Below are 14,386 nucleotides of genomic sequence, written 5' to 3'. Positions count from 1 at the left end.
ATATTTTAATGAGTTTTTTTGCCTTCTTCTTTCGATGAAGTTGCAATTGGCAATTCTCTAACAAGATCATTTAATTTAATACCAAATACATTTTCATAAACTTCTGAATATTTTTGAACAGGAACTACTTCCAATTCTTTTCTTACCTCTTCAGGAATGTCTTCGATATCTTTAGTATTTTTAAAAGGAATTAATATTTTTTTCAAACCACTTCTATGGGCAGAAATTGATTTTTCTCTTAATCCACCAATTGGGAATACTAATCCTCTTAATGTAATTTCACCTGTCATACCTATTTCTTTTGGTACAGGTTTATTTGTTAATGCTGAAACAATTGCTGTAGTAATTGTTACACCAGCACTGGGACCATCTTTGGGAACAGCTCCTTCAGGAACATGGATATGAATATCATTTTCATTGAATACTTCTTTAGGAATACCAAACGCTTTATAATTTGATTTAACAAAGTCATAAGCAATAGTTGCTGATTCTTTCATAACATCTCCAAGTTTACCAGTAAGAATTAATCCCCCTTTACCAGGAAAGTGGTTAACTTCAATTGGTAAAATATCTCCCCCGAATTGAGTATAAGCAAGTCCTGTAACAACTCCAACTTGAGCTTCATTCTCTTTTTCAGTATGTTCAAAAATTCTTTTTTTAAGTAATTCATTAACTACTTTAGGAGTAACTGTTAATGTTTCAATTTCTTTTTTTAACATTTTTACAACAAATTTTCTTGTGATTGAAGCAATTCATCTTTCTAATTGTCTTACACCAGCTTCTCTAGTATAGTGTTTGATAATTTCATTGATTGCTTCTTTTTTAAAGATTACTTGTTCTTTAGTAACAGCATGATCATCTAAAACTTTAGGAATTAAATACTCTTCTGCAATTTTCATTTTTTCGATTTCAGTATAACTTGATAATTCAATAATTTCCATTCTATCATATAAAGCTTCTGGAATATTTTCAGGATAATTTGCAGTTGCAATAAATACAACATCGCTTAAATCATATTCTTCTTCTAAATAATGATCTGAGAATTTTGAGTTTTGTTCTGGATCTAATACTTCTAACATTGCTGAAGCTGGATCTCCTCTATAGTCACTTGCCATTTTATCAATTTCATCAAGTAAGAAAACTGGGTTTTTAACTGCTGCCTTCTTCATTCCTTGAATCACTCTACCTGGCATTGCTCCTATATAAGTTTTTCTATGACCTCTAATTTCTGATTCATCTTTAACACCACCAAGAGCCATTTTTACAAATTCTCTTCCCATTGATTCAGCAATTGATTTTGCTAAACTTGTTTTACCAACTCCTGGAGGACCTACTAATGTAATTATTTGCCCTTTCACTTTGTTAGTATTTTGTTTGACAGCTAAATACTCAATAATTCTTTCTTTAACTTTTTCTAATCCATAGTGATGCTTATCTAAAACATTTTTTGCAAAAGTTAGATTTGTTTTTTCCTCAGTTTTTTGTCATCATGGTGTTTGCATCATTCAATCAATATATGTTCTTGTAATATTTGCCTCTGAAGAAGAAGCAGGCATTCCCTCACATTTATCAATTTCTGATAAAATTCTTTTTTTTATGTTTTCTGGGAAAGGTTCTGATTCAAGGCGTTTTTTATATTTAGCCAAATCATCTCCTTCTCCATCCATATCCCCTAATTCTTCTTTAATAGCTTTTAATTTTTCTCTTAAATAAAATTCTCTTTGTTGTTCATCAACTCTTGATTTAATTTTTTTACTAATTGATGATTCAATATCTGCTGATTGACGTTTTTCATCTAAAAAGTCATTAATTATTTCAATTCTTTTAACAGGATCTAATTCTTCAAGCATTGCTTGTTTCTTTTCAATTGGCATAAACGGCATCAAATTAGCAGCACTATCTACAATAAAATTAGGGTCAACATTTGCAGCAGAAGTTTTAATAATATCACCAACTTCTGATGGGAATTCATCTTGTGAACTTATCATTGCCTTAATATATTTTGTTATCTTATCTAATGCTTCTTTATTTGAGCTCTTTAAGCTATCTTTTACTTTATAATTTGCAATATAAAATTCTTTCAACTCAATATCACTAATTTCTATACGTGATATTGATTTTATATTTACAGTTAATGTACCATCTTTTCATTCTTTTTTAATTTTTACTTCAGCCAATACACCAAATGTGAATAAATCATTTAATTTTGGATCATCTTCTAATGGTTTTTTTTGTGAAACCATTAGAATTTTTCCCTCATATTTCTCAACAGCTTCTTTAACTGCAAGTGTTGTTTTATCTCTACCAATTTCTAAAACTTGTTCAAAAGTTGGGTAAATATAACTACCACGAGTAATTAACATAGGTAATTTTTTATTCATAATATTCCTCCTTAGGTACAAAAATATAATATCATAATTATTAGCACTTGCAAGTGTTAAGTGCTAAAAAAAAAAAAAAAATACAAGAAATTTTGCATTTTTAACCGTTATTTGTATATAAGAAATCAACGATTTTTTCTTTAATTATTTCTTCTTTTATCTGTGCTTCTGGTAAGAAAGAATTCTTAATAAAGTCAATTTCTACACCAAATGTTTTAGCTAAAGTTTCATACTTTTGTTTCAATTCATCTTTTGATACTTCAAATTTTTCAGTATTTCTAACTTGATCTGTTATTAAATAACTTTCAATACGTTTTTTTGCATCACCAAATAGTTCGTTTCTAATATCACTATCAGTTAACCCTGTTTGTTTTTTATAATCTTTGATTGTTATTTTTTGACTTTGAACCTTTGCTTCAAATTCTTTGTATAAAGTTTCAATTTCTTTATTAATAGCTGATTTTGGAATTTCTATAGTTGAGTTCAATCTAATTAAATCTATCACTTTGTTTACAAAAATGTTTTTTGATTGTAATGTTTTTTGATCTAAAATTTGAGTTTTTAAACTACTTTCTAACTCTTTAAAAGTAGTAATTCCCGGTAGATTTAAATCCTTTACTAATTCATCATCTTTTGCAGGTAAAATTCTCTCTTTAATTTCTTTTACATCTAATTTAAACTCAGCTTTTTTACCTTTTAATTCCTCAGTATAGTCTTTGGGAAACTCTACATTAATTGAAGATTCTCCTAGTCCTTTACCAATCATTGCATCTTCAAAACCAGGAATCATTTGGCCACTTCCAATAATTAATTTGAAATCTAGTCCTTTTCCACCTTTGAAAGATTTACCATCAATAAATCCTTCAAAATCAAATGATACTGAATCGCCCTTAGCAATTTTAGCACCTTTTTCTTTTAGTTTTTCCATTACAAATCTTTCTCTATATTGATCAATTGCTTTATCCAATTCCTCTTTTGTAACTTTTAACTCTTCTTTCAATAACTCTTTATCTTTTAGTCCTTTGTAAGTTCCAATTTTTATTTCTGGTTTTAAATCAAAAATAAAGTGTAACTCACATTCTTTTTCACTAATTTTAACAGGCGTTGGTACTGGTGAAGTAAATGGTTCAATATCAGACTTTTGATCTCTTGCAAAAGTCCAAGCTTTATCCATAATTGATTGAACTGCTGCATTTAAATATTTAACTGGTGTTAAATATTGTTCAATTTTTTCTTTTGGCGCTTTACCTTTTCTAAAACCTGGTATTTCAATGTTAGCTGCTGCTTTTGATTTACCTTTTTTTACTGCTTCTTCTCATTCTTTACCTTCAATTGTAACTATCCAAATTCCTTGTCCTTTTTGTGCAATTTTTTTTGTACTAAATTTCATATAAATTTCTCCTCTTTTATACATAACTTTTTTTATTATAACAAATATTTGACTATTATAAAGTAATTTTAATATCTAACTTATTTTCTAAATTAATTAAATTTGAGTCAAAAATATACATTTTTTCTTTTAAAGTTTCATACTCTAGAGAATTCTCAATTGATGGTTCAAAACAAACAAATATTTCAACAATTATAGGCAGTAATTTAACTATTTCATTAATATTTACATTTAATTTTAAGTAAATATTTTTAGAATTTAAATATTCACTTACATCTATTAAAATATTAGAAAATTCAATATATGATTCAAGTTTAGTAATAAAATAACTTAATTTAGACATATTATTTTTCTGCATTAATTTTGCAATATATTCTGGATCATATTTTAAATCAAGATATTTTATATAATTGGCCTTATTTAGCTTATTTAAACAATTTTCTACTTTTGAAAGTTTCTTAAAACTACTTTCAATATCTTTTTTTATAACACTAGGGATGGTTTTAATTTTTATTGTCTCTTTTCAAAAATTTATAAAAGTTTCATGAATACTTAATTGTTTATCTCTTTCTTCCCAAAACTTAAATAAACAGCACAAACAATTAATGATTTCATTGCAATTACATTCAATTATTGAACAACTGCAATTATCTATTTTATTTTTACAATCACAACATTTCATAATTTTCTCTCCCATCAGTAATTTAAATTAATATATTGCAACTAAATTATTTTTTTATTTGGAAGATAAATACTAGATTAAAATATTTATTATTTAATCTATTTATATTGCTATTATTTATTTTTTTTAGTTTTTTTTGGTGGATTTTTTTTCTGAATTGGTTCACTTGTAAATATATATCTTATTTTTTCTCAAAGTCCTGCTTCAAGTTTTAATCTTTTTTTAAGTATTGATTTTTGTTTTTCTGGGTGAATATTTAATCAAACAGAGATATTTGAAGTGTTTAATTTCTTTTTTAAATCATATCAAAAACTAAAGAACTTGCTTTTTGGGTCTATCGTTTCAGACATTGAGAACTCATATCCAAGAATAGTAAAAGTTTTTTGAGCTTCAATTGAAGAATCAATATATACCTTTTTATTATGTTCACTAATTTTAGATACTTTTTTCTCTTCTTGACTCTGTCTATATTTTTGTGCATCTTCTCTTGATCTACCATATAATTGCATTCAAAGTTTTTCTTTTTCTGCTTGCTCTCTAAAGTAATCTCTCTCTTTTACAGATCTAGTCTCAATAACTCTTTCAACAGAAACCATTTCTTCTTCCCTAGCTGCTTTCTCTTCTTCTAAACGTTTCTGTTCTTCTTCAATACGTTTTTCTTCAGCAATTTGTCTTTGCTCAGCCAAGCGCTTTTTCTCAGCTAGTTTATTTTCTTCACTTATTTTTGCTTCTCTTTCAGCTTTCTCTGCTTTAAGTTTAGCTGCTTTCTCTTGTCTTAGTTTCTTCTCAATAGCTTTTTGTTTTTCTAATTCTTTTATTTTTTCTTCAGCAATTCTCTGTTCTTCAGCTATTCTTTTTTCTGCAACAATTCTTTGCTCTTCAGCTAGTTTTTTTTGTTCAGCTGCTCTTTTTTCCTCTTCTAATCTTTGTTTTTCGGCTCTCTGTTGCTCAGCTATTCTTTTCTCTTCTCGCAATTTAGCTGCTTTCTCTTGTCTTAATTTCTTCTCAATAGCTTTTTGTTTTTCTAATTCTTTTCTTTTTTCTTCAGCAATTCTTTGTTCTTCAGCTATTCTTTTTTCTTCTCTTAATCTAGCTGCTTTTTCCTCTTTTAATTTTTTATCAAGAATTTTTTGTTCTTCTAATTCTCTTTTTCTTTCTTCTGCAAGTCTTTTCTCTTCAAGTATTCTTTTTTCTTCTTTTAATTTAGCTGCTAGTTCCTCAGTTCTTTTTCTTTCTAAGGCCATTTTTTCTTCTAATTCTCTTTTTTGTTGCTCAATTAATCTTTGTTGTTCTTTTAATTTTGCATCTCTAAGTTTAGTTTCTTGTTCTTCTCTTTGTTTTGCTTCCAATAATAATTTTTCAATTGAATTTCTATTAATAGAATTTAGTTTAGGAACATCATTTTCCTTAGCTTTTTTTCTTGGATCTGCTTGAATAGAACTATTAACTAATTTTTGACTAGTTGCTGCTTTAGAGTCATTTAATTGGAATTTAAAATTTTTTTTATCAAGTTCCTTATCTTTAAAAATAGTTTTTTTTAAACTTTGATAAACAGCTTCATTAGCTGCTTGGTTTCTGTTGCTTAAATAAGCAGGTAAATTTGAATTCTCAATTTCCATTAAATAATTAATATAGTCAATTAATTGAATACGAAAATTTATATCATATGCTTCATATTCTTGAGCAAATAATACTATTGTTTTACTATTAAGTCTCTTTTCAATTAAATTTTTAACTCTAGCTCTAACTTTTCCAGATAGTAATGAAAAATCACTTTCTGTTCTTACTCTACTTTTGTTCTTAACTGCCATTGTTATTTATTACCTCTTTTTCTTTTTTTAATTGTTTGAAACAATTAAAAATAAATATCAAATTGATTACTATAGTTTGTTTAAACAATTTAAGCAAACTTTTACTAGTTAAAAATATTTTACTATAAATATCATATTTTATTTACAAAATAAAGTATATTATTCAATTTAAAATAGTTTTTTAAATATCATTAAAAAATAAAAAAAGACATTTTTATCATAAAAACTGTCTTTTTATTATTTAATATTTTTTATAAATTTTCTACTAATTTTTTCAACTCTATCCTTACGTTTTTGTTCTTCTAATTGTTGAATAGTTTCTGCTTTTTGTTGAATTGCTTTGTAATTTGGAACTATTTCTTTAGCAACTTTTAATGACTCATCAAACATTTCATTATCATTAACTTTTGTAAAGTATGCTTTCATTTTTAATTCAGTACCTTTTATTAATTCTTGCTCTTGTCTAATTTGTGCGTCAATAGTTGCTATTTCAGCTCTATATTTAGCATCTCTTTCATAACGTCTCTCACGTTCAAGTCTTAAAACTGAAGCAACACGTTTTTCTTCAGTTCTTTTTAATTGACGTTCTTTCATTAATTCAATTAATTTTTGTCTTTCATGTAATCTTCTTAATCTCTCTGCTTTTTCGATTGCTTTTAAGTTTACATCCTCACGTCTTTTAAGTCTTCTTAATTCACGTGATTCGGCCAATCTTCTTGCACGAGTAACAATATAACTGTTAGCTCTTTCGATTTTCATCATATTAACTCTATGACGACGATCATTTCTTAATTGTCTCAAATACTCAACTTTATGAGTCATTTCATCAAGTGCTAAACTTTCTCTTTCATTTGAAGCAATTAAATCATGAATCATTGGTCTTTTTGCAGCATCATAATTTATTGGATAGTATCCTACTGGTCTTTCTTCATGATAAGGTTTTGATTGCTCTTTTTTTTCAGTTCTTTCATTGTTTGTGATTAATAAGTTAGTTTTTTCAGGATTTAAATTAATTTCAAATCCTTCTTTTGAAAGGATATTTCTTTTTTCTGGAATTATCATTTCATCTTTTATACTATATTCAATTTTACCCATTTTATCTGTAACATAAATATTAGTATTGATGTCAAATTCTTCAGTTAAGTGTTTTTGGAAAAATTCTGTTCCTAATTCTAAAGCTGCAAGATTTTCATCTTCTTTTACTAAGTTACTTTCTTGTACTTCAATATTGTTTGTTTTATTAAAATCCTCTCTAGACATATTTTCTCTTGCAATATATCCAATACTTTCTGAATTATTTTCTTGAGATTCACTTTCAGAAATTTTAGTTTCTTTTGTTAACTCTTGATCTGCAACATTGACATTTTCCTCTTTAATTAAATTATTTGAAACATTTCCATCATTAATAAAATCTAACAAATTAGGATCTGGAACTGCAGATGAAGTCATCAATTCAGTTTCTTCGTCTATTCTAATAACTGATTTAGTTGAAGCAACTTCATTTTCACTAGATTGAAGAGCTGCAAAGCTATTTTTTAGAATGCTTTCTGGTTCTCCAACTCCCTTTTCTTCTGCCGCACTTAATAAGTTTTCAATTTCAAATAAGCTTTGTCCAGTTTTAGCTGTTGCAGTAAAATTAAATTTTTCTGCTTTAATTTGATTTGAATAACCAGCTCTAGATAAAATTTCTTCCTTAGTTGTCTTGCTACCTTTAAAGCTTGATGCAGTAGGAGAAAGTCTTGATATTAAATCTTTTCTTTTTTCATCTGGTAATACTGATACTGGTTTAACATCTAATCTATCTTTTCAACCAGAAATCGCTCTTTCATTAGTAGAATTTTGTCCATTAGCAAAATTTTCTCAAAAATGTTTAAAAATCCTATTAAATTCACCTTCTCATAAGTCAATTAAATTAGGTCTTCTTGGGTCATTCTTAGGTAATGAGTTTATTCTTTCATATGAAGAAATTAATTTTTTATAACTTTCATCAATTTGTAGATTATATTTATTAATTAAAGCTAATGCTTTGGGACCAAACTTTTGATATAAATATTCATTTGAGCCAGGCTTCTTTACAATAACTGTTTTTGTCCTTGTAGTACTTATTTTTTTTCCTAATGATTTATTATTAGCCGCCATGCCTAGTTCCTCCATTTAAATATAGATTTATTATACACTATTTAACCCTATTTTTAAAGGTTATCTTGCCTAGAACAGTTATAATAAAAGATAAATAATTTTTAGTTTATAAAATAAAAATTAAATAGACAAGCATCTATTTAATAAATGCAAAAGATATATTTTTTTGGTTTTACTTTTAAAGTTTTATAAATAGAATCGTTAATAACTGATGTTGCTTTAATTCCATCCATAAAAAATTTTCCTTTGCCAAGTGCATATACTCTTACCAAAATAAATAGATCAGTTTCCTGATGAATAGTTACACTTACATTTATACTTTTATAGCCAACTGCAATTGAAGTAACATCAAATTCAATTATTTTACTTAGTATTTTTTCATCTATTTCTAGATTACCTCTAGAGTTTCTTTCAATAGATATGTACATATTATTCACCTCTAATTTCTTTTAGTTTGCTCTTCCTGCATATTTTCCATCAGTAGTATTAATTAACACTTTTTCTCCTTCTTTAATAAATAAAGGAACAGTTATTTCTAACCCTGTTTCAACTTTTGCCTTTTTTTGAGCTCCACTAGTTGTATCACCTTTAACAGCAGGTTCAGCTTCAACTATTGTTAATTCTATTTTTTCAGGAATAGTTATTCCCAGAATTTCACCATCATACTCTGTCATTTTTACCATAATACCATCTGTTATAAATTTTAATTCTCATTCTAATTTTGCTGAAGCAATTTCCACTTGTTCATAAGTTTCAGTATTCATTAAAACACAATTTGAACCATCATTATATAAAAATTGCATATCCTTTTTCTCAATTAAAGCCTTATCTACTTTTTCTCCCCCTGTAAAAGTAATTTCAACTCTTGCTGCAGTTCTCAAGTTTTTAACTTTAACTGTAACTTTTCCCTGTTGTCTACCTGTTTTAGAAAATGAGTTTTCCAAAACAACAAAAATATTCCCATCATATAAGAATGTACTTCCAGGTCTTAAATCGTTTACTGACATAAAATAATCTCCCTTTAATGTATCTAATTAAATTATATATAAAAAATCCTCTCTTGTGCTAATTTGAAAGGAATTATTTATAAATAAAAATTAGTTAAAAATTAGTTAAAAATTAAACCAACTTTTATAGGTGAATTTGGATCTTTAAAAGTAGATGCACTAACCATTTTTTTTCCTTCTCTTTGAAGTTCAATAATTTTTAAAAATCCATTAGTTGTATTTACAATTATTCCCTCTTTATCAATGGCAATTATTTCTCCATTAGCAAATAATTTATCTAATGTCATTAATTTCTCTTCATCTTTTATAACTCTTGCTGATTTTATTTTAATTCTTTCTTTGTCAATATATGTAAAAGCAATTGGCTGAGGACTCAAAGCTCTAATAAAATTGCAAATTTGCTCAGCTGATTTATTTCAATCTATTTTTTCTTCTTCATTTTTTAAATTATATGCAAAACTAACTTTAGATTCATCTTGTTGAACTCCAATTAATTGCCCTTTTAATATTTGTAATAGACTTTCTTCTATCATTTTTTTACCTAAAACAGCCATTTTTTTAAAAACTGAATCAGCATTATCTTCTTGTGTAATTAAAATTTCTGCTTGGCAATACACATCACCAGCATCCATCTTTTTAATCATTTTCATTAATGAAATACCAGTTTTACTTTCTCCATTCATAATTGCATATTGTATCGGGCTTCCACCTCTGTATTTTGGTAAAAGACTTGCATGAACATTAATACAATTTTTAAAGAGATCTAAAATTGATTGAGTAATAAATTGACCATAAGCGCAAGTAATCATAAAATCTGCTTTTAAACTTTTTAATTCATCATAAATTTTTGAAATCTTAAAAGGTTGAAATAACCTATAATTTTTACTTAGACTATATTCTTTTACTGGTGAAAACTTAATCTCTTTTTTTCTACCAATTTGTTTGTCAGGTTGAGTAATAACACCAACAATTGTTAGACCAGTTTTTTCTATACCTTTTAAAATCTCAACAGATATATCAGGAGTACCACAAAATATTACTTTAAACATTATTTCTCATCCTCTCTTAATTTCATAAGATCTTTTAAAAAATTAGGATTATATTCCTTAACAATATCTACAACTTTTTGTAAAACTACAATCATGGCTAATGTATCTCTGTCACAATATTTAAGCATATCTTCTTTTAAAATTACTTCATATTCTTCTTGACTGATTACATTATCTAAAAATTGTCTGAAAGTTTGGCTTGCTTTATCACCTTTATTAATTTTTAGGTCCTTGTAACTCAAACTACTATCCAAAGCAGGTTGAGTTTTTTTAATTGAATATGAACCTCTAAACTCTGGATGATAAATTAATCAATTGTCTCCTCTTTTTCTGAAAAATTCCATTAAGTCAATAGTATTCATATAAATGTAAGTTAAAGGAATTGTGAATTGAGGATAACAATAAATAAGATTTTTTAAAACTCCCTTTTCAAAAGATTTATTATATGCCACATAAATGCCTGGACCATATTTAAAACAATCTCTAATAAAATTTAATAAAAATTCTGGTCTTGGATCATCTTGATTACTTGCAATAAAGTTTAAATGTTTCATTGTATTTATTGGGTCATTAAAATCATAATTTGGATTATCAATAACATGAATTGAATATTGAAATGGAATTTGTTGGTAAGCTCAAGAATTATCATACTTAGGAATTGCTCATTTTACTGTTTCAAAGTCGTACATATAAACTGGATAATCATAATATTGTTTTAAATCTTTTAAGATTGTTTCATATGAACCAGCTTTGATAATATCATTGGATGTAATTTTATTATTTTTTATAAAATTGGAAACAACATTAATTACTCTTTTTTGATCTTGCTTAAACAAATTTTTAGAATTATAAATATATTTATTATCATCTAAGTCCTTGATATTTTCAATATAAATATCTTTTGGAAATAAGGAATGTATAACTGCTGCAGAAGCTTTAAAACCTGATAATTCGTAAAGATTAAATTTACTTTTATCATAATATGGAACAACATGTTGACAATATTTTTCATCAAGTTTATAGCTTAATTTTGCATATTCTAATTTAATTTTTTTACACTTTTCATTAAATAAATTCTCTTTTGTTTCAAAAAAAGCTGATATTTCCGCTATACAACCATCAAAATAGAAATCATTTGCTTCCATTCCTTCAATTAAACTATTAATTTTTGGAAGCTTTATTGAATTCTCCAATTTATCTGTAACTCTTATTAATTGTGAATATATTAAATCAGATTCGCCACTAATTGGAAGTTTTAAATCCTTAGTTTTAGGTTTTACGTCCTTTTCATAATCTATATCATATAGATCTGATACTTCAAAATCTCGTCTTTCTTCTTTAATACCAATTCCTCTAATATAGTCTCTATTTATTAGACCTATTTTTACATCATCAACAATGTAACCATTTTTTTCTAAAACTTTTTTTTGATACATAATATCAAAAAAATGCTCAGTCTTTGAAGAGGTTGATGCCTTAAATTCAACAATAGTAACGTGCTTATTACCATTGTTAATTAAAACATCACATCTAACTCTTAACATAGAGTCATTAGCTTCAAAAGTGGGCTCAAACAAATACTTTATATTATTATTATCTAAAATCTCACGTGTTTTTTGAATTGTTTGACTATATTCCATTTCCTGAAAATCAAAATATTCAAAATTTGTTTTCTCCACTGAATTCTCTTCATATAATTTTTCAATAAAATACTCCCTAGCAGCTTCACCAACTGCCAATCCATCAACAATTGTTTCTGCAGGAAGACCTGATATTTCAAAACCATTAAGATCATTTAATTGTTTAATTAATAATTCTTTTTGATTCAGCTCCTCTTTTGATAAAAGACTTTCTTCTTTTGTTAATAAATCAGAATATAAATCAATTGCATTAAATCCAGAAGAAGAATTAAAATCATCTTCCGTGTTCATTTCAACTTTGTAATGAGTTTCAAGAATCTTATTTTTTTTCAAATTAATAATTGTTTTAAAATTTTCTAAATTGTGAAAAATTCAAGCTATTTTTGGGCATACACCCATATATCTTTTAAAATCTTCTTTTGTAACTACTTTCATCTTATAATCCCCTAAACAAAAAACATATTATAAAATATGTTACTTATTTCTTCTTGGTATAAATTTAACTGTTGTTGCTTTAATAGCTTTATCCATTTGAAGAGAAATATCTTTATTACTTTTTTGAGTTTTTTTCTCAACTTTAATATTTTTAAGTTCCTCTTTAACTTGAGTTTTATGTTCAATAGTTTTTAATTTTTCTTCTTTTTTAAGTACAACTTTTTCTTGTTTTGTTAATTTAACTTTTTTTTCTGCAATAGCTATCCTTCTTTTTGTATTTTCAAGGTCAATTTCACCATTAACTTGTCAAGCAGTTACATAGTTATTTTTTCCTGATTTTGTAGTAATTCCTTCTACTTCATATGCATTAGTTGAAATTAACTTATTTGTTTTTGGTTCAAACATTTGAACAACAACATCAAAAACATCTCTATATTTGTACTCTACGCCTTTTCTAGCATAAACCTTTTCATATTCAACTTTAATGTTTTTAATATTTTGTGTTTTTGCCAGATAGTTTTTAATTTCTTCTTTAACTACTTTTTTTCTTTTTTGTTGTTCAACTTTTTGAGCCTTTTTACTTGTTATTGATGAAACTATAACAAATATTAAAACAACTAAAACAACAACTCCAATTACAATAGTACTTGTTGAACTGCTTAATAACATGTAACTCTACACCTTCTTCTAATTCTTTTTTATTTTAACTCATTTTTTTAAATTTTTAAAACTTTATCAATAACTCCACCACCAAGACAAATCTCATTAATATATAATACTGCTTCTTGACCCTCTGTAACAGCCCTAACTGGTTCTTGATAAGTAATTTTAATTTTATTATTTGAGATTACTTCTACTTCTACTTTAATGTCTTTTTGTCTATATCTAAATTTTGCACTACATTGAAACTTATTTGATTTAAAATATATTTCGTAATTAGATATAAAATTAAATTCCTCAACTATGCAACTTTTTGATTCTAAAAAAGTTTCGTCGCTTGCTGGAGCTACATAAATAATTTTATTTATAATATCCTTTTTAGCAACATAATATGGTTCTTTTTGACCACCAAGATTTAGTCCTTTTCTTTGGCCAATTGTATAATACATTACACCAATATGTGTTCCTATTTTTTTATTAGATTTTATATCTATAATATCTCCTGGTTGATTTGAAATATAATTTTGTAAAAAATTAGTAAAATCTCTCTCTCCAATAAAACAAATACCTGTAGAATCTTTTTTTTCAGCTGTTATTAAATCATATTTTTTTGCAATTTTTCTAATTTCACTCTTTTGAAATTTTTGAAGTGGAAAAAGCGTTTTTGATAACTGTTTTTGATTTAACTGACAAAGAAAATAGCTTTGGTCTTTTTCCTTATCAAGTCCTCTTATTAATTCATAAGTATTTTTATCTTTATCAAATCTTACTCCTGCATAATGACCCATTGCAATATAGTCTGCTTTAAGATCATTGATTGCATAATCTAAAAACTTATCAAACTTAATGTATTTATTACAAAGAATATCTGGATTTGGTGTTCTTCCCTTTTTGTATTCACTTACAAAATGCTCAAAAACATAGTCTCAATATTCTTTAATGAAATCAACTCTATGAATTTTTATATTCAATTTTTTAGCTACTTCTAAAGCATCTAAGTAATCCTTTTCTTGTGGGCATACTTCTTCATCTAATTTATTTCCAAGAATATCATTATTTAAGTTACTATCTCAATTTCTCATAAAAAGAGCTTCAACTTCATAACCTTGTTCTAATAATATTGCTGCAGTAACAGAGGAATCTACACCTCCACTTAGACCAACAATAACTTTCTTTTTTTCCATAATTTTCG

The 14,386-nt window shown here is 26.2% G+C and carries 11 protein-coding genes; all 11 read right to left on the bottom strand.

Annotated features, from left to right (window positions below; genetic code table 4):
• Window positions 1-5: 5 nt before the first annotated feature.
• The 11 genes from lon to mnmA all read right to left on the bottom strand — a co-directional run bounded on the left by lon (window position 6) and on the right by mnmA (window position 14,378).
• Window positions 6-2,381, bottom strand: a complete 2,376-nt coding sequence (lon, locus tag AAHM99_RS01900) for an endopeptidase La (RefSeq protein WP_342275084.1) — start codon at window positions 2,379-2,381, stop codon at window positions 6-8.
• Between the two features lie 100 nt (window positions 2,382-2,481).
• Window positions 2,482-3,771, bottom strand: a complete 1,290-nt coding sequence (tig, locus tag AAHM99_RS01895) for a trigger factor (RefSeq protein WP_342275083.1) — start codon at window positions 3,769-3,771, stop codon at window positions 2,482-2,484.
• Window positions 3,772-3,826: 55 nt separating this feature from the next.
• Window positions 3,827-4,453: a hypothetical protein gene (locus AAHM99_RS01890; protein ID WP_342275082.1), complete on the bottom strand. Its 627-nt coding sequence runs from the start codon at window positions 4,451-4,453 to the stop codon at window positions 3,827-3,829.
• A 113-nt stretch (window positions 4,454-4,566) separates the two neighbouring features.
• Entirely contained in the window at window positions 4,567-6,264 is a 1,698-nt protein-coding gene (locus tag AAHM99_RS01885; protein WP_342275081.1) for a hypothetical protein, read from the bottom strand.
• Between the two features lie 237 nt (window positions 6,265-6,501).
• On the bottom strand, window positions 6,502-8,403 hold the full coding sequence (locus AAHM99_RS01880; protein ID WP_342275080.1) for a hypothetical protein: 1,902 nt from the start codon (window positions 8,401-8,403) through the stop codon (window positions 6,502-6,504).
• Window positions 8,404-8,543: 140 nt separating this feature from the next.
• Window positions 8,544-8,831: a hypothetical protein gene (locus AAHM99_RS01875; RefSeq protein ID WP_342275079.1), complete on the bottom strand. Its 288-nt coding sequence runs from the start codon at window positions 8,829-8,831 to the stop codon at window positions 8,544-8,546.
• Window positions 8,832-8,852: 21 nt separating this feature from the next.
• A complete protein-coding gene (gene efp, locus AAHM99_RS01870) occupies window positions 8,853-9,410 on the bottom strand; it encodes an elongation factor P (protein ID WP_339029399.1) in 558 nt (185 codons plus the stop codon).
• A 101-nt stretch (window positions 9,411-9,511) separates the two neighbouring features.
• Window positions 9,512-10,459, bottom strand: a complete 948-nt coding sequence (fmt, locus tag AAHM99_RS01865; protein ID WP_342275078.1) for a methionyl-tRNA formyltransferase — start codon at window positions 10,457-10,459, stop codon at window positions 9,512-9,514.
• On the bottom strand, window positions 10,459-12,534 hold the full coding sequence (locus AAHM99_RS01860) for a DUF2779 domain-containing protein (RefSeq protein WP_342275077.1): 2,076 nt from the start codon (window positions 12,532-12,534) through the stop codon (window positions 10,459-10,461). Before AAHM99_RS01860 ends, fmt begins: the two co-directional genes overlap by 1 nt.
• 39 nt (window positions 12,535-12,573) lie before the next feature.
• Window positions 12,574-13,203: a hypothetical protein gene (locus AAHM99_RS01855; RefSeq protein ID WP_339029404.1), complete on the bottom strand. Its 630-nt coding sequence runs from the start codon at window positions 13,201-13,203 to the stop codon at window positions 12,574-12,576.
• 47 nt (window positions 13,204-13,250) lie between these two features.
• Window positions 13,251-14,378, bottom strand: coding sequence for a tRNA 2-thiouridine(34) synthase MnmA (gene mnmA / locus AAHM99_RS01850; RefSeq protein ID WP_342275076.1), 1,128 nt, complete (start codon window positions 14,376-14,378; stop codon window positions 13,251-13,253).
• Window positions 14,379-14,386 lie beyond the last annotated feature (8 nt).

Source organism: Spiroplasma endosymbiont of Cantharis lateralis, assembly GCF_964030855.1.
GTDB lineage: Bacteria > Bacillota_I > Bacilli_A > Mycoplasmatales > Mycoplasmataceae > Spiroplasma_A.
This window is presented reverse-complemented; position numbering and strand designations above follow the sequence as displayed.